This window comes from Sphingomonas epibiotica (genome assembly GCF_039615155.1).
GTDB lineage: Bacteria > Pseudomonadota > Alphaproteobacteria > Sphingomonadales > Sphingomonadaceae > Sphingomonas.
Window position 1 is genome coordinate 242,871 of the sequence record NZ_JBDGHY010000006.1, and the last position, 20,896, is coordinate 263,766.

16 protein-coding genes are annotated in these 20,896 nt (G+C 61.4%); 6 read left to right on the forward strand and 10 right to left on the reverse strand.

The window, feature by feature from the left end; all coding sequences use genetic code 11:
* Positions 1-60 precede the first annotated feature (60 nt).
* Both AAIO73_RS13810 and AAIO73_RS13815 read right to left on the reverse strand, forming a co-directional pair.
* On the reverse strand, positions 61-1,773 hold the full coding sequence (locus tag AAIO73_RS13810) for a hypothetical protein (protein ID WP_345878779.1): 1,713 nt from the start codon (positions 1,771-1,773) through the stop codon (positions 61-63).
* Positions 1,774-1,823: 50 nt separating this feature from the next.
* Entirely contained in the window at positions 1,824-2,840 is a 1,017-nt protein-coding gene (locus AAIO73_RS13815; protein ID WP_345878780.1) for a helix-turn-helix transcriptional regulator, read from the reverse strand.
* Positions 2,841-3,311: 471 nt separating this feature from the next.
* Between AAIO73_RS13815 and AAIO73_RS13820 the strand changes: the two genes are divergently transcribed.
* From AAIO73_RS13820 to AAIO73_RS13840, 5 genes are read left to right on the forward strand one after another with little or no spacing between them, the layout of a single operon-like run.
* Entirely contained in the window at positions 3,312-5,627 is a 2,316-nt protein-coding gene (locus tag AAIO73_RS13820) for a sigma-70 family RNA polymerase sigma factor (RefSeq protein WP_345878781.1), read from the forward strand.
* Between the two features lie 39 nt (positions 5,628-5,666).
* Positions 5,667-7,115 carry an ATP-binding protein gene (locus tag AAIO73_RS13825; RefSeq protein WP_345878782.1) on the forward strand — a complete coding sequence of 483 codons (1,449 nt, stop codon included), beginning with the start codon at positions 5,667-5,669 and terminating at the stop codon, positions 7,113-7,115.
* Positions 7,112-9,979, forward strand: a complete 2,868-nt coding sequence (locus AAIO73_RS13830) for a Z1 domain-containing protein (RefSeq protein WP_345878783.1) — start codon at positions 7,112-7,114, stop codon at positions 9,977-9,979. Before AAIO73_RS13825 ends, AAIO73_RS13830 begins: the two co-directional genes overlap by 4 nt.
* Positions 9,963-10,970 carry a PD-(D/E)XK motif protein gene (locus tag AAIO73_RS13835; protein ID WP_345878784.1) on the forward strand — a complete coding sequence of 336 codons (1,008 nt, stop codon included), beginning with the start codon at positions 9,963-9,965 and terminating at the stop codon, positions 10,968-10,970. The genes AAIO73_RS13830 and AAIO73_RS13835 overlap by 17 nt, the downstream gene beginning before the upstream one ends.
* Complete coding sequence (locus AAIO73_RS13840) at positions 10,967-12,769, forward strand: AIPR family protein (protein WP_345878785.1); 1,803 nt, start codon at positions 10,967-10,969, stop codon at positions 12,767-12,769. The genes AAIO73_RS13835 and AAIO73_RS13840 overlap by 4 nt, the downstream gene beginning before the upstream one ends.
* Positions 12,770-12,773: 4 nt before the next feature.
* Here AAIO73_RS13840 and dcm read toward each other — a convergent pair whose 3' ends face one another.
* Positions 12,774-14,282 carry a DNA cytosine methyltransferase gene (dcm, locus tag AAIO73_RS13845; protein ID WP_345878786.1) on the reverse strand — a complete coding sequence of 503 codons (1,509 nt, stop codon included), beginning with the start codon at positions 14,280-14,282 and terminating at the stop codon, positions 12,774-12,776.
* 74 nt (positions 14,283-14,356) lie between these two features.
* On the opposite strand from dcm, the gene AAIO73_RS13850 reads away from it, so the two are divergent.
* Positions 14,357-14,812, forward strand: coding sequence for a very short patch repair endonuclease (locus AAIO73_RS13850; RefSeq protein ID WP_345878787.1), 456 nt, complete (start codon positions 14,357-14,359; stop codon positions 14,810-14,812).
* A 110-nt stretch (positions 14,813-14,922) separates the two neighbouring features.
* On the opposite strand, the gene AAIO73_RS13855 is transcribed toward AAIO73_RS13850, so the two are convergent.
* The 7 genes from AAIO73_RS13855 to AAIO73_RS13885 form a co-directional block, all read right to left on the reverse strand.
* Positions 14,923-16,098 carry a hypothetical protein gene (locus tag AAIO73_RS13855; RefSeq protein WP_345878788.1) on the reverse strand — a complete coding sequence of 392 codons (1,176 nt, stop codon included), beginning with the start codon at positions 16,096-16,098 and terminating at the stop codon, positions 14,923-14,925.
* Between the two features lie 271 nt (positions 16,099-16,369).
* Positions 16,370-16,855, reverse strand: coding sequence for a hypothetical protein (locus tag AAIO73_RS13860; RefSeq protein ID WP_345878789.1), 486 nt, complete (start codon positions 16,853-16,855; stop codon positions 16,370-16,372).
* An 18-nt stretch (positions 16,856-16,873) separates the two neighbouring features.
* Positions 16,874-17,779 (reverse strand): MobA/MobL family protein, encoded by a 906-nt coding sequence (locus tag AAIO73_RS13865; protein ID WP_345878790.1) that lies wholly within the window; start codon positions 17,777-17,779, stop codon positions 16,874-16,876.
* Between the two features lie 26 nt (positions 17,780-17,805).
* Positions 17,806-18,357 carry a hypothetical protein gene (locus AAIO73_RS13870; RefSeq protein ID WP_345878791.1) on the reverse strand — a complete coding sequence of 184 codons (552 nt, stop codon included), beginning with the start codon at positions 18,355-18,357 and terminating at the stop codon, positions 17,806-17,808.
* 86 nt (positions 18,358-18,443) lie between these two features.
* The gene (locus tag AAIO73_RS13875) at positions 18,444-19,379 is read right to left on the reverse strand and encodes an AAA family ATPase (RefSeq protein WP_345878792.1); all 936 of its coding nucleotides are present in this window, start codon (positions 19,377-19,379) and stop codon (positions 18,444-18,446) included.
* Complete coding sequence (locus AAIO73_RS13880; RefSeq protein WP_345878793.1) at positions 19,376-19,990, reverse strand: hypothetical protein; 615 nt, start codon at positions 19,988-19,990, stop codon at positions 19,376-19,378. Before AAIO73_RS13880 ends, AAIO73_RS13875 begins: the two co-directional genes overlap by 4 nt.
* A gap of 77 nt (positions 19,991-20,067) precedes the next feature.
* Complete coding sequence (locus AAIO73_RS13885) at positions 20,068-20,883, reverse strand: ribonuclease H-like domain-containing protein (RefSeq protein WP_345878794.1); 816 nt, start codon at positions 20,881-20,883, stop codon at positions 20,068-20,070.
* Between the last annotated feature and the right edge of the window lie 13 nt (positions 20,884-20,896).

Genomic DNA, 20,896 nt, shown 5'->3' on the forward strand with positions numbered 1-20,896 from the left:
TAGCTGTGGCGGGCCACTGCGACAGAAATGGTCGTCGGGTGTATCATAAGCTTAATGCGATCATATGCCCAACGCACTCAGGATTGTGTCGCCGATGCCCTTTAATCCTCGTCCCCAGATACTGCCTTTTCCGGCGCCTGCCGGCCGCTCCTCGTAAACATATCGCCCGCGTCCTGTGAACCGATCATCAAACAGGCTTGTCCGGCCGAGCAAATATGGACGGAACGAACTTGATCTGGCAGCGCCGTAAGCGAGGCCGGCGTCAAAACCGAGGACAAGGCGCTTGTTGGTTGCGCGGCCCTCCGCCGCATCCTTGATCCGCACGCCACGCCGACCCTGGACGATCAGCGTGCATGGCCCGTGAAAGACGATGTAGCGGAACTGGAAGGTGATCCACGAGATCAGCCAGCGCAATCGCCACAGCCGTCTTATAATCAACGTCCGAGATCGCGGTTTGACTACACCGACAAGCGCCCGCGGTTGCAGCACCATCGCGCCCCCCTCCGGCACCTCGATTAAAGCCACCTCATAATGTTCGTCATCGGTCCCAGTCACGGTGACATGATCTTGCCGACTGCTTCGGAATCGTTGGAGATTGACGAGCCCCGCAGCGATGCACGCCAGGAACATGCGGTTCTTCAGGAATAGCTTGTCATCGACCTGGATGTCGTTCGATCGATCCTGCACGCCGGATCGCACCAGCAACTCGGTATCGCGGTCGATCGGCACGTCGACAGCGACGCCGGATGGCGATGCGCGCAGCATCAGCCCAGGCTCGCACAATCGCACTGGTGCCGTCCGGCTGGCGAGCGGCGCGATGATCCAGAATGCGAACGCTTTATGCAGCAGCGGCAGCAGAACGCTGCCGATTACGATCCAGAACGCCTGCCAGCCATAGCGGCGCAACGCACCCGCGGTCTTGTTCCACGCTAAATTCTCGGCGTCGTCGGAGTATTTCTCTGCCGCACGATCGAGCGCAGCTATAGCTTCGCCGGCAATGCGTTTTCCGTCCGCAACCGCCTCGCGCTCAAGTCGAAGCGCGCGGATCGCTGCTTTTTCGGCCTCTAGCACGCGCCTCTCTTGATCCAGCCAATGTCGGCGGTGGTCCAAATCCTTCTTGAGTTCTCTGAGCTGGCGCACGTCTGCGCAGACGAGCGGCATAGCAGTCTGCGAGCACAGCGGATTACGCCATTGCATTCTAGCCCGCTGCTGCAACGCATTGTAGGCTTGAATCCGGCGATTAAAGTCTACCACTTCCCGTTTGTGAATAGCGATCCGTTTGCGTACGGAGGCGAGCTGGGTCGCGTGATTTGCACGCTCTCGCAGGTTGCCCAAACGCACCTGAGCTAGCGCGGCGGCGCGATCGAGCAACGGCAATTCGAGGTATTTTGCGCGGTAGCTGGCGACAATCCTATCGGTTTGTCCGCGCGCAACGGCCCAGTGGATCTCGTGCGTGCTGAGCACCCGGCCTCGCGCCTCGTGGCGCCGGCGCGCGATATCTGCCTCGGCCTGACCAAGTTCGTTTGCTCCGGCGCGGCGCAGCATAGCAATTTCTTGATCGGCGTTGGAGATCGCATCTCGCGCCTGCCGCGCAAAGATGGGCCTTGCCAACAACAGATTGTCCGCGTTCGCTCGCGCGGCGTTCGCTTCCTGCCTCGATGCCGAAACGCGACCTGGGAGATCGTGAAGCAGCGCCAATACGGCAACGACGATGAGGAACGAGAGGATCAGCCACCCGGTCCATCGCATTAAGGCGCGCAAAATCACGATCATATTGCCCACGATCCCCGGCAACAGAAAAGCAGCATCCGTGCCATCAAGCTCTAATTATCCGCATCGTCAGCGACAGAATCGGACGCCGAACAGGCTGGCAGCATTGTCTGTGCCGCCGCAAGGCGCTCGCGCATCGTCTCGATGAGCACGTTCGGTTCCTCGATCACCAACTCGCCGCCCCAAGTGAACAGATGCTCCGCCAATTCGCGCATGCCGCCGGCGCTGAATCGAATGCTGAGCCCGCCATCGGACAACTCTTCGATTCGTTGCAGACGATGGAAGCGCCAGCCCCTTGCGCGGGCTGCGGACGAGGCTGGCACACGCAGCACCACGTCATGCTTATCGTCGCGCCACACCGCGAAGCTCTCGGCCAGCCAGGCGTCAATGTCCCAGTCGTCCGGCGCGCAGCCGAGCGTATCGCTGACAATCGCCTCGGTCATTCGGTCGAGCCGGAAATAGACCGGCTGCTCGTCGCGGCCCGGCATCTTGCCGAGTAGATAGGTCAGCGGGCCGTGGACGAGACCGTAAGGCGTCACCCGCCGCCAGCGCGGCTCGGGTCTATCCTCGGTCACATAGTGGAACTCCACGCAGCGGCCGGCGAGGATGGCGCTTTGGATGACGGTCACGGTTTCCGGCGCCACGGTGGCTATCGGCCCCGCCGTCACCATCGTCCGCTGGAGCCGGGCGAGCGCATCGAGATCAGGGTCGAGCCGCCGCTTCTCCCGGTCGTCGAGCGCGCCCTTCACCTTGGCAAGCAGGCTCGCCAGTTGCTCCGCGCGGGCTTTCTGCCCCGCCAATATGCGCCCATCCACCTCTGCCTGAAGGGCGGCGACCTCGGCGGCGGTCGGCCGGGTGTAGACGCGGCGCAGGCTGTCGCGAATCAGGAAGCGCTTGCGGCGGTCGTCGGCGATTTCGTCCAGATCGAAGTGCCGGGCAATGACGTTCCTCATCCGCTCCGCCGTGCGCCGATTAACATCGAGCCGCTCTGCCATTTCGTCGAGCGTCAGTCCCTCGATTGTTTCGGATAGCGCATGGACAAGTGCGAGCAGCCGGTCCAGCTTGGCCATTCTTTCGGTCATGCGCCCCTCTGCGTCCGCTTCTGTCGCATGTTCATTCCAGCTGACTCGGGTGACAAGAACCAAATCGAATATTTCGACAGAATGTCGAGGCTTGACGAGCTTCGGATCGCGCGGAAGCATCGCGTCTTGGCAGAGCTACGCCGTTAGATTTTTTGGGGACTGGATGTTCACGACAGGATTCATCGTTCGATCACAAGGCCGCCCGTTGTGTGCTGGCCGCCGCACGGATCGATCGGCGACTTGGGCGGGGCACGCCTTGGACGAAACCCTGTTGGCGAATGACCGCGTGAAAATGGTGGAATCGAAGCCGCTGTTCGATGCTGGGGTTTCGGCACCAAGCCGGCTGAGCGGCTTGGCGGCGGGCCACCTCCCTGACACGGTACGCATGTCGCAAGCAGTGCTTCACCTGCACTTGGCCGACCGAAGGTGGTGAGGTCCGTGTCGTTTGGTGTCGCATCGATGACCGAAGAGGAGCGGGCCTATCGCGCATCTCGCGACCCTGCCCACTTGGTCGAAGTGGACGCAGGCGGACGATCGCACCTCCACCTCGCTGCGATGTCCGGCAAGGCAGCCGTGTGCCGGATCTACATCGCTGCCGGCTGTGACCCTTCGACACGGGACAATTCAGGTCGGACCGCTGCGGACCTTGCCAAGGCTGCGGGATATGCTGCCCTTGCCCGTTCGCTGGATGCGCTACCTCCCCGCCGTGAAGCGGCTGGCATCGTCAAGCCGACGTCGACTCGCCCGGAACTGCTGGACGCCGCCGAGCAGCGCGGGCTTGTATCCGGTGATGAGCGCGTCATTTCCTCGATCATCGCGAATGGCCGGCTGGGCTGTCGCAACCCTAAGGGCGATACCCCGCTTCATTTGGCCGCTGCGGGCGGCCATCTGACCGCGTGCAACGCGCTCTTCGAAGCGGGTGCCGATCCCGAAGCCCGGAACGACGCGAAGCAGACCCCCGCGGCGATGGCGGCAGAAGCCGGTCATCTTGACCTCGCCCGACTTCTTGCCGGTCCGGAACCTGTCGCGCCAAGTCCCGCTTCCCCGGTTCTCGCCGTGCTGCAACCTGACGAGAAAGCGGCGCAGCCGTTTATGAATGTTGGCGTCGATCTGATCGATTTCGACGGGATCGAGGAGCCAGCAGAATATTTCGCGCGGCAGTCGAACGATACGGCATCGGCAACTTTTACCGCCATTTTCCCCCGGTCCGGAATGCGAACCGGCGGATCGGAAGATAATGAAGACTGGGAACTGCCAGCAAGTCTCGCTACGGTAAACGTAGCAGGTCTGTCCCGATCTGAGGCCAGTCGGTCCCCAGGCATCGACGACGCCGCAGATTTCTCGCATTCTTCCGCGCGCCGTCGATCGCGCCAACCCCGGAAGCTCAGAAACACAAGCTTAGCGCTGTCCGAGGATGTTGCGCACGCTTTTGTGGTCGAAGCCCTTGCCATCGGTACCGTGACTGATCAGGCAATCCGGGATTTGGTGGGCGCGTGCCGGGGGAACCCGCATCGGAAAGATATCGAGGGCAACTTGCGCAAGGTGCTCACGGCTGCGGGTATACCCGTGATTCAGGATGCCCAAGATTTTCGGCCTCTTCCCGACGTTGCCCTCGACCTGATCGATGCGACCGTACTGAGTGAGGCAATCGTTGCCGCCTGCACCCGTAATACGGTTGTTCCTGGCAGCGCCCCCTTCACTCTCGACCGGATTAGCGAAGAGAGAATTCTTCGCGAAATTGCAAACGCCCGTCGGGGTTTGCTGAACGGCATTCTCGACACTCACGGTGTCTTGGGCGAGGTCGTCAGGCGCGGCGAGCTTGTCTTGGCAGGCGAGCTTGCACCCGACGACTTCACGGACTTGGGTATCGACGTCGACGCCGACTCAGATGTGGAAGAGTTTCGAGGAAATATTGAAATCCTCCACAATGCGGTCGAGCAGGGTATCGAAAACGGAGGTCGATTCCGGCGAAATGCGATTCAAGCGCTTGAGGACCTGGAAATTCGCCAAGATTGTTTGGTCGAACTTGCGGCCAGCCAAGGCGAGACAGCGGGCGAGACGATACGCGGGCTGATGAGCGTCTGCGACCGCGCGACCGAAAAGCTCGTGCTTTCGCATCTTTCATTCATGCGTCGGGAAACAGCCAAGATTGTCAAAGACGATGAGGATGCGGAAGAGCTCTTCCAGGAAGCATATTTCGGTCTTCGGCGGGCGTCAGAACGCTTTGATCCCGAACGCGGGGTTCGCTTCTATTTGTACGCCCTGCTCTGGATCAGGCAGCGGATAGGTCGCTGGAGGGCGGACCAAGGGTCATTGATCCGTGTTCCCGTGCATCGGATGCAACTTCACGACAAGGTCAAGGCGCATGCCGAGGAATTCGAGTATGCGCATTCGCGCTCCCCGACAGAAATGGAGGTGGCAACATCTGCTGGCATCGAAGTCGCAATAATTAGGATGCTGGATTTTGCTCTTTCTGACCCGATTCCGTTCCATCGAGTTGAGAGTAGCATTGCATCACGTGCTGAAGGGCCAGACGAAGTGGTAACGCACAACCAAATCGCCAGCATCCTTAGCCAAGAACTGAATCAATTATCAGAACGCGAGGAAGCCATAATCCGGATGCGGGTTGGCATAGGTCGTGACAACGACATGACACTGGAAGAGATCGGCAAGGTCTTCGGCGTCACACGTGAACGAATTCGGCAAATTGAATCAAAGGCGCTTCAAAAGCTTTCTCATCCAAGTCGTAGACGCGCCTTGCGCGGGCTGCTCTAAATGTCGGCCACTAGAAATATCCCACCAGCTGCAGGAGCAATGCTCGAGTCTCTGCGTGGGCTCGGCTATACTACCGCGACCGCAATTGCAGATCTGGTAGACAATTCGGTCAGTGCGAAAGCCGATTGTGTGGACGTGCTGTTCGAATGGAACGGTTCGGACAGTTGGATCAGGATTGGTGACAACGGCCGTGGAATGAGCGACGCGGAACTCGAAGCCGCAATGCGGCTGGGCGCGCGTGATCCGCGGGCACAACGGCGTGCCGATGATCTCGGCAGATTTGGCATGGGCCTGAAGACGGCAAGTTTCTCGCAAGGGCGAATACTGACCGTTGCGACCACCAAGGCCGATCACGAGCGAAGCTGCCTTCGCTGGGATCTGGATCAGCTCGGCGGCGCAGAAGGAAGCTGGCTGCTGCATGAGGGGGCGCGGTCCGGTTCGGAAAGTCGCATTGCCGCCGGACTGACCGGCGAGACGGGCACAGTTGTTTTGTGGGAAAACCTCGATCGAGTCGTGACGGACGGCTTCACCGCGCAGGACATGATTGACCTGATCGAACAGGTCGAAAGTCATCTTGCGATGACGTTTCACCGGCTGATTGATGAAGGGTTGAAACTCCGGATCAATGGTCGGCCCGTACGAAGCTGGGATCCGTTTCTTACAGGCCATCCGGGAAAGGCCATGGAAAGCGTGGAGTACCGCCTGCAGAACGCAACAGGTGTTATGGCGCAGTGCCACGTCCTTCCGCACAAGGATTTGCTGAAGCCTGCCGAATACGAGGCGGCAGCCGGCCCGGTTGGCTGGCCCGCCCAGGAAGGATTCTACATTTACAGGAACCGTCGCCTGCTTCTCGCCGGCGGATGGCTGGGACTGGGCGACCGCGGACGACGCTGGACACGCGACGAGGCTCACCGCCTTGCGCGGATACGCCTAGATATCCCGAACACGGCCGACGCCGAATGGAAGATCAATATACTGAAGTCGACGGCCAGCGTGCCGGTCCGCCTGCGAACGCAGCTGACCCGGCTAGCATCGGAAACCCGGGATGTCGCCAAACGGGTCTTTGCGCATCGCGGCCGGCTGACCACCGGACGGGCAGAGGCCAGTGGCGGCATCCCCGACGTATGGGCTGTGCATCATTCTACGAAGGGCAATTCGTACCGCATATCCAAGCAGCATGATCTCGTCGCCTCGATCTTGGACCGCGCGGGATCGCTAAGGTCTGACATAATATCCCTGCTCAGTCTGATTGCCGAGACCGTGCCGGTGCAGAAAATCTGGCTCGATACCGCCGAGCAGACCAACGTGTCCCGGGGTGGCTTTGCAGCGGCACCCGACGAAATCGAGACGACACTGAACAGTCTGTTCGAAGCTCTGGTCGAATTTAGAGGACTTAGCCCAGATGAAGCGCGGCTGCGGCTTTCTCGCACGCCTCCGTTCGACCAGCATCCCGATATTGTCCAAAGAATTGGCGGAAACAGCGAATGACGACAACAGATCAGCGTGCCTTCGACTCGATCTTGAGCATGGCACAGAATCTCCTTCGACGCACATCTGCCAAGACGGGCGACGCAATCACGCCCGAGATGATCGATTCCGAGCTCAACAAGCTCGAGGCGATCATGGAAGACGATTTCGAGTTGGTGGAGCGTGACCGGCTCGTTGACGAACTGATCCGTCGTTACAGCCACACGATCGGCCGTAACGCGACCCTTTCCGACGACACCGATCACGTTCCCTGGCTCACAGCGGAACGGAAAAAGGATTGGCTCTACTGGCGCCGATATTCGGAATACATGGAAGCAAAGATTCCGCTTGTCGCGCTCGATGCGCTGGACGAGGCCACCGACGAAGTTCTGGGGCACCTTGAAGATCCGAGACGCACCGGCACATGGGACCGGCGTGGACTGGTGGTAGGTCACGTTCAGTCTGGCAAGACCGGAAACTACACGGGGCTCATCTGCAAAGCGGCCGATGCAGGATACAAGATAATAATCGTACTTGCTGGGCTTCACAACAATCTGAGGGCGCAGACGCAAATTCGTCTTGATGAAGGTTTCCTCGGATTTGCCACCCTTGCGAATGCCGACGATCTCCCACCCGTCGGTGTGGGTCTTATTGATGCAGACCATTCGATCCGGCCAAACTATGCAACCAACCGCACGGAGAACGGTGATTTCAACAAGCAGGCTGCCGCCAAGCTTGGGGTTACCCCTGAGCAGAGGCCGTGGTTGTTTGTTATCAAGAAGAACAAGACGGTCCTCGAACGGTTGCTCGGCTGGATTCGAAACCGGGTTGCGGACTACACGGATCCGGTAACAGGACGGAGGCTGGTAACCAATCTGCCGATACTGGTGATCGACGACGAGTCGGATCACGGATCGGTCGATACCGGCGAGGATGTGCTTGACGAGAATGGCAAGCCAGATCTTGAACACCAACCTACCACCATCAATCGGCTGATCCGGTCCGTCCTGCATCACTTCGCCCGGTCGGCATATGTCGGCTACACCGCCACCCCGTTCGCGAATATCTTCATCCACGACAAGGGTGCCACGGAAGAGCATGGCCCTGACCTTTTCCCGTCGGCGTTCATCACGAACCTTGCTGCCCCGTCGAACTATATCGGTCCGGGAAGGGTCTTCGGCTCCGCGTCGTCGACTGCGGTAGACCTGCCGCTGACGAGAGCGCTTGCCGATGCCGAATACATCTCGTGGATGCCGCAACGGCACAAGAACGGCTACCGCCCAAGGTGGAACGGGCAGGCCAAGTTGCCAGATTCGCTGGAGGAGGCGGTGCGCTCGTTCGTGTATGCCTGCGCTGTCAGGAAGCTCAGGGGACAGGGCAGCCGTCATGCCTCGATGCTGATTCACGTGACGCGTTTCACGTCCGTCCAAGCAGAAGTGGTATTGCAGGTCGCCGAGTATGTCAGGCAGTTGAAGGGGCGTTACCAGCGCGGCATCGACCTGGCTGATACCGAGGCGCTGATGCGTGAGGAGTACGAGAGCCGCTTCCGGCCGGGCATGGCCCGTATTCGGGCGGATCTCGTTGAGGACGAGAAGTTAAAGGATTTCGATTGGTCACAGGTCCGGGACGTGCTTCCGGACGTCATCGCCGACATCAGGGTCAGAGAGATAAACGGCACAGCCAAGGATGCCCTTGACTACGCGGAGAATGAGCAGACCGGTCTCAAGGTCATAGCGATAGGTGGCGACAAGCTTGCGCGCGGCCTGACCCTGGAAGGCTTATGCACAAGCTACTTCCTGCGCAGCGCGCGGATGTACGATACGCTCATGCAGATGGGGCGCTGGTTCGGCTACAGGGACGGTTATCTCGATGTCTGCAGGCTGTATACCACAACTGAGCTTGTCGAATGGTTCGGCCACATCGCTGATGCCGCCGAAGAGCTGAGGCAGGAGTTCGACAACATGGTGGCCGCCGGGGGCACGCCCAAGGACTTCGGGCTTCGCGTCAGGTCGCATTCCGTCCTGACGATAACGTCCCGGGCGAAAATGCGAAACGCACGCCCCATATCCTTCACCTACTCTGGCGACCTGCTCCAGACGATCGTGTTTCCCAACAGGCCTGACGAAATTGCGGCCAACTTTGCCGCGACTGAACGGTTCGTCGCGAGACTCGGACCTGCCCTCGACCTCGCCGACCAGCATTACGTGCCGGAGGGCCAGAGATGGGCAGGCCACCTGTGGCGGGAGGTTCCCTCGCAGCAGGTTACGACTTTCCTGCGGGAATACCGGACACATCCTGCAAGCTTCCGGATCATGAGCCCGCTGATTGCCGATTTCATTGATGAGATGAACAAGGACGACGAGCTTACGAAATGGACCGTGGCACTGGTGTCGAAAGACAATCCCGGCCCGGAGGACAAGCGCCTGATCGCTGGCCTCGAAACAGCCATGCTCACCCGCAAGAAAACCGTGGACCATGAGGATCGCTATTCCATCAAGACGCTGATCTCGCCTCGCGACCAAGCGATCGATCTGACAAAGGCGCAATGGGAGGCCGCGCTTGAGCTGAGTCGCGACACTTGGCGCCGCGATGCGGAACGGAACGACGGGCGGGAACCGCCGGCTGAACCGAGGGGGCCTGCGATCCGGAAAACGCTCGGCGAGGGAAATCCTGCAACCGGCGTGGCTGCACAGCCGGAGCGCGGACTGCTTCTCCTGTACCTGCTGAATCCGGCCGATAGCGGTGTTGACGCGATCAGGGATGCCGATCCGGTGGTTGGCTTTGCCGTCAGCTTCCCCGGCAGCAGTTCGACGAGAAGGGTGAGCAATGCCGCCTATATGGGCAACAGCGTAATGTGGGAGGGCCTCAATGCCTGGGTGGACTGAGGACGGGCTGATCCGATCTTGGCGAGCCCTTGCCGAGCCGCAAGGCGACGAGGAGTGGCGCCTAGTAAGCCTCACCACCATCGGTCTGGTCACGGTCCAGGCGGGTCGTCACTTTCCCGACAGCAGGGAAGCGCTGGTCGTCGCCTTTCCGTCCGGCTGGTTTGGAAAATCGACCAGCCTTCCGGATGGTCGTGGGTTCGAAGCGGCAGTGATCGGGGGACATGCCGCCTTCATGGGCAAGGACGTGGTCGCGCTTATCCGGCGAGTGGAAGGCGCGTTCGACATATTCGTCATCATGGCGGTCGACCTGTTGCGATTTTTGGACGACCGGAAGACGCAGGACGGCCGGGCACTCGTCGCGGCATTCCTGCAGCGTGTACGGGAGTGGCAGGCCTTCATGTCCCGCGGCTCCAGGCCGCTTTCGCAGGAAGCACAGGCGGGCCTCTACGGCGAACTCGCCACCTTGCGCCTTCTTGCCGCCGTAATGCCCGGCAGCCTTCCTTTCGATTCATGGAAGGGACCGATGCACTCGGCGCAGGATTTCCATCTTGGATCGGGCGCCCTTGAGGTGAAGACAACTTCGACCAGTGACGCATTCAAGGCGCGAATCAACAGCATCGAGCAGCTCGATTCCGAAAGACAACCGATGTTCGTCGGCGCGGTCCGTCTGACTGACGACCCGGCCGGCATCAGCCTGTCGTGGCTGGTCGCTGTCATACGAGATATTGCCGATGTTCGAGGCCGGCGGAGGGCGTTCGACGCAATGCTGGTCCTCGCCGGATATTACGACGAACACGCTTCGCTGTACGAACGCCCTTTCAACGTGAGCGAATTTAAATGTTTCGCAGTTGACCAGGAATTCCCCGCGCTTCGTCGGGCGGCCTTGCCAGCTCAGATCACCGGCGCAGCATATACACTTGACCTGAGTTCCGTTCCGCAGCCGGGTATGGAACTTTCGGAAGCCCTATCGGCGCTGGGAATCGTTGAATGAGCATCGAAGAATTCCATCGTAACCTGCGTGCGGAGTTGCAGGCTGTCGTTGCTGAGAGACTCAGTAGCGATGAAGGCAGCTTCCCGTCCGAGGAACTGATTTACGCTGAACTTGCGATGGATCAGATCGCAAATGCCAATATCTGCGAGTCGCCGACCGTCTGCCACTGGACCGGCACAATCGGAAACGCACGATTGCGGATCACAGGATACGCACAATCTGCGGACGAAACCTGCCTCGACTTGTTCGTCACCCGTTACTTTGGCACTGACGAGATCGAGACGCTCCGTGACGCGGAAGCGGCGTCAACTGCGAAGGAGGGGATCAAGTTTCTGTTCGAAGCCGCCAGCGGTCGGCTCGGCACAAGGATTGAAGCAAGTGGCGAGATCTACGAGCTAGTCCTTTTCATAAGAGAGCAATGGTCGAGCCTCCAGCAACTGCGTATCTTCGTAGTGACCGATGGTCTGACAAAGTCGAAGCGGTTCGCACCGAAGGAGGTTCAGGAGAAGATCGTTGCGATCGAGGCTATGGATATCGAACGGCTGTATCGGCACACGTCCGGTAAGCCGCGCGAGGAAGTTTCGATAAGTTTCGAGCAGACAATTGGGCGACCACTCCCGTGCATTCATGTGCCGGACCCGGACGCCGATTACGAGTATGCACTAACCGCGATCCCCGGCGAAGTGATCCGCGAACTATACCTTCGCTATGGACCGCGATTGCTGGAGGCGAATGTTCGTACGTTTCTTGGCTATCGAAGCAGGGTCAACCAAGGAATCGCGGACACGCTTCTGCGGGAACCCGAACATTTCATGGCGTTCAACAACGGACTCGTCATGGTCTGTGACAGCGCGCAGCTGAGCAGATGCGAGGACGGCGGTCTCGGTTTCTCGTTGATGAGCGGCCTTCAGATCGTAAACGGCGGACAGACCACGTCGTCGATCTTCTTTGCCTCGCGCGACCGCAAGGAAATCGACCTCAGCCATGTGATGGTTCCGGCAAAGATCATCATCCTCAAGGGTGAGGACGATGATGCGCGCGAGCGACTGATCGGTAACATTTCACGGTTCGCGAACAGCCAGAACGCAGTCAAGACATCGGACCTCTCCGCCAACAGGCCGTTCCATGTTCAGTTAGAGAAGCTGTCGGAGGAGGTCTGGTGTGCCGATGGAGCAAGCCGCTGGTTCTACGAAAGAGCAGCAGGAGCCTATCAGGTGCGGCTGCTCCGCGAGCGCACGGACGCCAAGCGGCGGGAATTCCAACGTATGGTTCCGACGCGGCACAAGCTCTCGAAGAACGACATTGCGAAGTTTCACGAAGCGTGGAGGGGCCGGCCAGCGCAGGTCGCCCTTGCCGGAGAGAAGAACTTCGCGGCGTTCATGTCGGCGCTCGACGAAAATCCCGAGCTTGTACCCAACCCGCTCACTCCCGATTGGTATCGTGCAATGATCGCGAAGGTGATCATTTTCAGGGCGATCGAGAGCGCAATCAAGAAAAAGGAGGCCAAGGAGACTTTCCGCCAAGGCTGGGTCAACATCACGACGTATACGGTTGCTGCCTTGTCGGAAAGGCTTGCCGGTCAGATAGACTTCGATCTGGTGTGGCAGCAGCAGACCGTATCCGCTCAATTCATGCGCCTCCTTTGGGACTGGGCAAGGGTCGTGAACACGACCTTTGAAAAGATTGCCCCCGGCCGACAATTTTCGGAAGTAGCCAAACGGGCTGACACATGGAAAGCGATCAAGGCTGCCAGCTTCCCCGAACCACCAAAAGGCATTCCGGAGTTGGCCGAGCGTTGACCTATTAGATGCTGCCGTCGATCAGATCGTGCACGACCTGTGCTATCTGTCGTGCGAGCAACGCCGGAACGGCATTGCCGACCTGTCTGTATTGTTCGGTCCTCGGTCCACAGAAGAAATAGTTGTCGGGAAAAGTCTGGAGACGGGCAGCCTCTCTCACTGTCAGTGATCTGCACTGCGTCGGGTCAGGATGAACGAAATAATGCCCGTCCTTCGCGATATGGCTTGTTACCGTGGTCGATGGCCCCTTTGCCAGTTGAACACGGAACCTGTCGGCAAACGCGCCGGTCTGCCGGTTAGCGTGATGTGGCTGAAGGTAGTCCGGGAACTCGACAAGGCTTGGCGATCGCTCGTTGATCTGGCCAAAACCCGCTGCAAATAGATAGCGTCCGATATCTGCTGGAATATGTCCTCGCGTTTCGTGATCGAGAAGCACGTCCAGTTTCGGATCCTCGAGCCAGAGCGCAAGAGGGGCGGAACAGATCGGTGAAGCCTGCCGGCTGGTAGCGCGGGTGAGCGACTGTGCTGGACAGGAATTCGCCACATTACGAAATTCGGCCCGGAGTTCTGGAGAGAGAGCAGAGTCGTTTGCCAACTGCTGAGCCCAATTGCCAACAGTTTGTACCCATGCCGTCCCGGTGTCATTCCGGCTGAGACCGCTTCGCAGTTTCGGCATATTGCCTATTGTCGATATCACCGAGTTATCAGCCGAGGGTCGCGTTCGGACGAGCAGGGGGCCTGTGAAACGGCGACCCCGGGCGACGTCGGATCGCAGGCCTACGATGATTACTCTGTGCCTTGCCTGGGGAACGCCGTGTTCCTCGGCCCGCAGGACAAATTCCCGCGGATGGCGGTCGCCCAGAAGGTCGCCTTCCGCTGTGAGCGGAAGCAGCACATAGCCGTCGCCGGCGCCGCGCAGATCGTCGAACACCCTGTCCGCTATTGCCCCGCCGGACACCCGACTCGACAGCATCCCCTTGACGTTCTCCATGACGAATACGGCCGGCCTGAGGCGATCGAGTATCGAGACATATTCACGGTAAAGGAAATGCCGGTTGTCGCTCTCCGCGACATAAGCCCTGTTCCCCGCGTTGCGGGACCTGCCCGCCAATGAATATGCCTGGCAGGGCGGTCCGCCGATGAGGATCGTGCGCCCAGCGCATCTCTCCCGCGCTTTGTCCAGTGTAGTGGAAAGGCGCTCGAATACACCTGGCAAGCCTAGTTCAAGTTGCTGCGCTTCCTCGAGCGCATGCTTCCAGTTCGCCGGATGAAGATTGCCCCAGTCCGGCAAAGGACGCATGTCATTCAATGCGTCGTAATAAGAGGAAGGAAAACCGCCTTCGAAGCTGCGCAGAAAGGCACGCAGCCGAAGAGTCCGGATCGCGTACGGATCCTTCTCGACCGAGAGCCTTATCGTCATCGGATTGGCCGTTTGACGCCCGGCCGTAGCGAATCCCTCACCGAGCCCGCCGGGACCGGCAAACAGGTCTATAATTTCAATTGCGCCGCTCACATGGCCTCCCTGAGAAAGTTTCCTATATGTCTTCCGGTGGCCCTGACCAGGCCGAAACCGCTGGAGCCTGCCGATTGGCCGACATAGTTTCGCCGGAAACTCGGTCCCGGATGATGTCGGGCATCCGGGGGCGGAATACGCGGCCCGAACTCGTCCTGAGATCCGCATTGCATGCGCGCGGGTTCAGGTTCCGCCTTCACGTCCGGGACCTTCCCGGAAAACCCGATCTGGTGTTTCCGAAACATCGTGTCGTCATTCAGGTGCACGGATGTTTTTGGCATCGTCATGGCTGCAAGAAGACAACCAACCCGTCGACGAATTCCGAGTTTTGGGCGTTGAAGTTTCGCCAAAACGTTGAGCGCGATGTAAAGACCGAGGCCGAGCTTGTGGAACTGGGCTGGCGCTTCGGATTGGTCTGGGAATGCGTGTTGAGTAAAGATACGGAGATTACGACAGTAGATCGGGTGGAGCAGTTTTTGCTCTCCTCGTCGATCGGACGATTCGAATGGCCGTTATGTTTGCCGGAATGAACAGCATCGCGGACTATTGTCCTGTCACCGCCTATTGATATTTTGTCGGTCCGTATTTTCGAAAGGATTTAATAGTCTGAACGAAGCTAACTGCGTTGACCAAGCGGACATCAATCTCCGACCAAGCGCGGTAGCAACAGACGACTGTCGTCCGAAAATACGAGCCTGATCCCTTCTTCATCTGCAACCGCTGCCACGGGCCGATCAACCGCGAAAACCATGGTAGGTGTCGGGAACATCAACCAGACGGCGCTAGTCATGGTGGCGAAGGTCGCGACAATATCCGACAGATCCGCGCCGTTGGCCCGCAGGAACTCGTAGAAGGCGAGACGCTGATGATCAGCGATAAGGCCCATATGGTCGAAGCCCTGCTGGACACCGCGTGCGATGATCATATCGAGCATGGCCCGATGTGCATCATACCCCAGCGCCGCGCTGGCCAGCCGCCATACCGCATCCCGTACAGCGGTGCCGCAGCCCTTGTCCCATAACGAATGCCCGTAACTGGCGGCGCTGCCGTTCAGCCTTACGGTGGTTTCCTGATCGAAGTTGAAGAGCGGTCGATCTCGCAGATCACGTGCGAGATTGCCGTAGCCGATCTTCGCTGCAGATCGCGCGTCTAGGGCAGCGCTGGGGCTTGCGAACCAGGTTACCGGCGGAGGACTGGACCAAGGGCGGCAGGCCTTCATGTGCCCAGCAATCGCCGCACCGGCAGTGGCGCGATCGGTAGGATGCGTCGCGAGAACGTCTGCTGCGATGGCTGCGGCGCGGGGCAAGAAATGCTCCAAGGCGCTGGCGGGAATGCTCAGCGGCTGGACGGGGACGGGCAAGTCCCATTCGTCAGTGTCCCAGATCGTATCATCGAATGGGGCATCCGCATGGCTGCCGAACGATTCGCCGTCACCCCAGCGATCGCCCATCTCGAGCACGCCAGGCGCGCTGATGCGAATGCGAACCCCTTCAAGGCTGCAACCCCAACGGCCAAAGCCGAAAACCCCACCGTCGCCATCAACATCAGGATCGCCGATGAGAGGGCGAAAGCGCGCAGAGCCGAGGGGAACGCTGTCCTGCGCGCCATCGAAAGCGCTTGGCCTGAGGTAAACGCGCCGGCTCCCACGCGCATCCATATCAGCCAGGAATGCAAGGATTGCTTCGCGGTTGGCGTAATCGTTGCGGGCGGGAACGCCCCGCAGTTCCTCGGGACGATCAGTGGGTGGCCCGAACCATTCGACAGCGGCCTGAAGTGCGGCATGCCCGCGCAACGTTCGCGAACGGGAGCGTGTCACGTCGCCCCCGGTCCACGCGCTTCAGTCATGCATTCTGGCGTTGAAAGGCGACATCGCTTGCCGCAATCAGTATTGTTCTCACGAGCCACGACGACGATCGGCAATAGGAACTGAACATCCTTCTGGTGCATGTTAACGGATGCTAAGTCTGCGCTCGTAATCTGGCAATATACCGCATTACGCGATGGCGAGCGGTAGATTTTGACCGTCGCCTTCGATGTGGTGACACTATCAGATTCGTTGCCGGGCCAAGGGCGTGACTCATGCGCAATTACATCATCCGCTGCCGCTCAATCTCGTGCAGCGGCAAACGTAAAGCCGCCTGCTTCAGGCGTGCCTGCGCCCGCTTGATGCCAGCGGCGCGATCGCCTGGGTCGCCGGCAAGCGGGATGAGCGCGTGCCCGTCGAAGCTGAAACACACGTTGGCATCGTCCGTCAGCAGGTAAAGCGGACCGTCATGCGTGCCCGCCCAGAAGCTGCAGCCGGTCCAGACCTTCGCCTCGTTGTCGCGCATCTCCTCGACGAACACCTCCACCGGCCCCTTCCACTCCCGGCCGGGAATGAACCCGAGGCCGACCACATCGAACCTCGAGTCCGGACTTGGCAGGGTGACACGCGCTCCCACCGATGCAGGACCGGCTGCGAACGAGCAGCGCCGCGGGTTCGGTTTCAGCGGGGTCGAGAACATCCGCGCCATCAACATGCCGGCCGCGATGGCGAACTTCTGACCGATCTGGTCATCGATATTCCTTTTCATCGTCATCCTTTTCATTCGTCAGGCCGCGGGCATCGCCGCACGAGGTTCGCTGTTATCCGGTGACACCGTGCATTCGGTCTTGAGGCTGCGTGCCAGCCACCGGAATGTTGCCGCGTCCGTCATGGCCCGGTCGTCGACCATGAAAGGCGCGGAAGTCCGACCCTTCACCTTCGCCAGTCCACAGGTAGCGCGCCATGCGCCTTCCAGCCGAACCTGGCTGCCTGCATAGCCCGCCCAGGTCGGCATGCGCTGACCATGCTGGGCTCCCGACCGGAAGCGCCGCGCGGGCACGATCATGTGGACATGGGGCGCAATCGCCCAGCCGCCTTCCGGGGCAGCAAGCGCGTGTACCGCATAGGCCACCGGGGCACCCAGGCGGACGAGGTTTCGTTCGGCGAACGTGGTCGCCAGCCATTCCCACCAGCGTTCATCGAGTCCCGCCGGCAACTCGGCCAGGATGTGCCACGCGGACACCTCGGTTGGATCGCCGGTGGCGGCCGTGGCCGCATCGACTCGGTCCCAGATTGCGTAATCCTTGGCCGCCCATCGCGGTGCGCTGCCGGGCAGCAGCAGCCCGAAGGATCGCAGGTCGTAGGTCCGCTCACCGAACCAGCGTGGCATCGCGCCAAAGCGGTCGCGCCCGACGCTGTCGCGCCAGATATACTGCACGTTCGCCCGCGCCGTGCGGTAGGCGGGCTTGCGGCCGACCAGCCGCCATTCGGCGCTGACCGGCCGGATGGTGAAGTCGATCCGGCGGTCCGGGTGACCAAGCCCCTGTTCGTCCATCTCGGCGTCGGCATCGTCGTCGCGGAACAGGGTGCGGCGGGCATGCGCCACGTCTGCCTTGGTAATGAACATCGTCGCAAGCTCCTTAAAAACGCCGACGCCGCCCGGGTCAGGGGCGGCGTCGGCGATGATCATCATGATGGCGGGCGGCACCCGCAGGCTCGTCAGGACAGGCGGACCGGTGCGTCGACAGGCGCGTCGGACGCGGTCCATTCGCCACCCATCGGCATGAAGCGGTTGCCGTCGAGGAGTTCGGTATCCCGGCCATCGGCGGCATCGCGGATACGGGCGGCCGCCAGCCGTGTACCCCGAGCGAAGTGATGCGGCACCCCATGGCCACGCTGCAGCAGGCCACGGTCACCGACCCAGACCGTCATCTTCTCCTTGGTCGATACCAGGGCAAGCGGCCCCTCCTCCAGCATGTAGGCGGTGCAGCCGCTCAGCACGTCGACGGACAGCACGTTGCGCAGGACGACGGTGTAGCCGGAGGGCCGCTTTGCCTTGGTGTTCGCCCAGTGCGCGCAGATGACGTCGCGCTCGGCCTCCTGGGCGACACGGGCCAGTTCCATCCCGCGCTCGATGCCGCCGGGGCCGGTCGCGCAGAACAGGATGCTTTCGTTCACCGGCCTGAACGTCGGCACGCCGGCGAGCGCGCGCAGGGCGAGCATCCAGTTCTGGTGCCGGACCTGCATCGGCAGGGTCTTGGTCGTCGTCATCTTATTACTCCATTCTGGTGACGGCCTGTGGCCGGAGCATTTTTCCCGTTTCCCACGGTGCTCATCATCCTCATTCCCGAAGGGCATCAGTTGACCGTGCGGGGCACGTGTCGCGCGGACACCGCCACCACCGTCTCGATCGCGCGCCGCAGTCGGCGGACGGAGCGGGTGTTGCGGAACAGGCGCATCAGCGCCGTCTCTGCCGCCGCCTCGATACGCGGCAGCGCCGATGGCGGCAGGCCGACGTCCCGGGCGACGGCACGCCACAGGCCGGCCAGAACCACTTCGGCATGGTCAGGACCGGGACCGGTCACCTCCACCACATCGACCCGAGACAGCAGCGGCGCCGGCAGGCGATCCACCCGGTTGGCGGTCAGGATCCAGTTGACATGGGACAGGTCGATCTCGGCGGCGAGGCAGCCGTCGAAGTATCGACGGGCGGTGGATCGTTCGAGCAGGCCGAGCAGCGTGCCGACCGGATCCCCCATGTCGCCGCACGCAGCCTTCTCGACCTCGTCGATGACGATGACGGGGTTGGCGCATTGTGCGCGCAGCATCGCCATCGCCGGGAAGCACGGCTGGGCGTGGCGGAAGCCGCGCGGGTTACCCGCCAGTTCCGAATTGCTGCTGACCCCGGCCAGCGACAGGATCGCGCTGCCGCAGCCCGACAGTTCGCCGATCCGCCGCGCCAGATGCGTCTTGCCTGCACCCGGCGGCCCGACGAGCAGCAGCGGCCGGAACGCCAGCCACGGTCGCCCCGCCCACAACTGCACTGCCGCCTGATCGGCGATCCGGTCGATGGCTTTGCCCAGCCATGGCGCTTCGGCCCGAAGGGCCGCGGCGAGGCGCGGCTCATCGCCGCCACGGGATCGCGGCAGCGTTGACGCCCCCGCCAGTGGCAGCGGGAACGTCAGCTGCTCATACAGGTGCGGGATCGACGCGATCCATTCATTGGCCTCGTTGCCGTCAGAGGGAATCGACACGCACGGGCGGACATGCGGCTTGTCGAAAAGCACCATCATGCCCGCACCTCCGCGTCTGGCGTGTTCAGCCAGGTATCAGTCGCCGCGATCAGCGAATCGCCATCTTCGCGCCCCTTCAGCCACAGCTGCCATGTCGCCTTCACCCGCGCGGCGAGGTGCTGGCGTATCGCGCCGTGGCACCCGGTTCGATGCGCCTCCGCCAGATCGGCGGAACTCAGCTGTACGAACGGCGCACCGGCCCCGTGGGCCACCGCGTCGAACGACGTCGCGGCTTGTCCGCCATATCCTTCTGCGACGTCGATCACGTCGCCCTCGAAAACCAGCTTGAGTTCGCGCAGCAGTCGCGCTGCCGCCATCGTGTCCCGCGCGGTATCGCAGGCCGAGATCAGCGAGGGGACGACGATATCCTCGGCGCGCCACAGCAACAGACGCGCGGGGGGAACGTGCAATCGCTCGGCGAGCCAGGTCATGGTTTCGTGCGGGTCGTCGGTGACGGTGGTGCTGTGTGCTTCGAGATCGAAGCCGAGGTCGCAGAAGCGGTAGCGCACGGTGAGCGTGGCCGCGCCGACGATGAGCGTGCGTGCAGGGCGGGTCGACAGGGCGGGCTGATGGATCCACGCGGTCGCGAGGATGACGGTATCGGTGTTCATGCAGGGTCCTTCAAACAGAAACGGCCCGGCCATCACGGGGATGGCCGGGCCGGCGGTGCTGGCGATGCGGGTAGCGGTCAGGCGGCCGCGAAGGCCCGTTCGTCCTCCTCACGTCCGAGCTTCGCCGTGACCCGATCGAGTGCGGCAGCGATATCGGCATGAAGCGCGCGCGGGCGGCACCAGCGCATCAACGCGCAATCGACGAAGCCGGAGAGATGACCGAGGTTCGGCGTGCGCTCCAGATGCCGGGCAAGTGCTGCCATCGGCCGGGTGACAAGCGTCTCGTTCGCGGCGCGCGAAGCCGTCCATGCGAACCAGAGGATCAGCGTCGCGACCGCATCTTCCGCCACATAGCGGCGGATGCGCTCGACCTCGCCACGCTCCCACAATGCCGCGACATCGCCGCCGGCGATATCGGTCTTGACCGGCACGCCGATCTGCTCGGCGATCGCCGCAAGCGACACCTTGCGGCCGTGGCTGCTGTAGAGGTCCACCAGATCGGCATGTTCGCCGCCGAAGCGGTTGGCCGCCGCATGGTCGGCTATCGCCTTCAGGTTCCACAACCGGTTCCGCTGGGCAGCGAGGCGCAGGACGAGCGCGTCGAAACCGCGACCGTTGTACGACGTCACGACCTGCGCTGCCGCCATCCGTCGATCGGCCTCAAGGATCAGGTCGGCCTCCTGCGTGTCGCCGGACACGACCAGCGCGGCGATGTCGAAGGCCCATTCTCCACCCCGCAGCCGTGCTTCGGCGAAGCCGGCAGCGACCGGCACATGGGTTGGCCACGGCGGAAACGACCCGTCCGGCATCGGCGGCGCGATAGTCTCGAGATCGTAGGCCAGCACCGCGCCGGATGTGCCGGCATGGCCTGGCGGGCGCGAAGATGCGCTCATGCTTCACCTCATC

Excerpts from the sequence above, each read along its gene's own strand:
- AAIO73_RS13810 (WP_345878779.1), bottom strand. The coding sequence starts at position 1,773 with ATGATCGTGATTTTGCGCGCCTTAATGCGATGGACCGGGTGGCTGATC.
- AAIO73_RS13815 (WP_345878780.1), bottom strand. The coding sequence starts at position 2,840 with ATGGCCAAGCTGGACCGGCTGCTCGCACTTGTCCATGCGCTATCCGAA.
- AAIO73_RS13820 (WP_345878781.1), top strand. The coding sequence starts at position 3,312 with ATGACCGAAGAGGAGCGGGCCTATCGCGCATCTCGCGACCCTGCCCAC.
- AAIO73_RS13825 (WP_345878782.1), top strand. The coding sequence starts at position 5,667 with ATGCTCGAGTCTCTGCGTGGGCTCGGCTATACTACCGCGACCGCAATT.
- AAIO73_RS13830 (WP_345878783.1), top strand. The coding sequence starts at position 7,112 with ATGACGACAACAGATCAGCGTGCCTTCGACTCGATCTTGAGCATGGCA.
- AAIO73_RS13835 (WP_345878784.1), top strand. The coding sequence starts at position 9,963 with ATGCCTGGGTGGACTGAGGACGGGCTGATCCGATCTTGGCGAGCCCTT.
- AAIO73_RS13840 (WP_345878785.1), top strand. The coding sequence starts at position 10,967 with ATGAGCATCGAAGAATTCCATCGTAACCTGCGTGCGGAGTTGCAGGCT.
- AAIO73_RS13860 (WP_345878789.1), bottom strand. The coding sequence starts at position 16,855 with ATGAAAAGGAATATCGATGACCAGATCGGTCAGAAGTTCGCCATCGCG.
- AAIO73_RS13865 (WP_345878790.1), bottom strand. The coding sequence starts at position 17,779 with ATGATGATCATCGCCGACGCCGCCCCTGACCCGGGCGGCGTCGGCGTT.
- AAIO73_RS13870 (WP_345878791.1), bottom strand. The coding sequence starts at position 18,357 with ATGACGACGACCAAGACCCTGCCGATGCAGGTCCGGCACCAGAACTGG.
- AAIO73_RS13875 (WP_345878792.1), bottom strand. The coding sequence starts at position 19,379 with ATGATGGTGCTTTTCGACAAGCCGCATGTCCGCCCGTGCGTGTCGATT.
- AAIO73_RS13880 (WP_345878793.1), bottom strand. The coding sequence starts at position 19,990 with ATGAACACCGATACCGTCATCCTCGCGACCGCGTGGATCCATCAGCCC.
- AAIO73_RS13885 (WP_345878794.1), bottom strand. The coding sequence starts at position 20,883 with ATGAGCGCATCTTCGCGCCCGCCAGGCCATGCCGGCACATCCGGCGCG.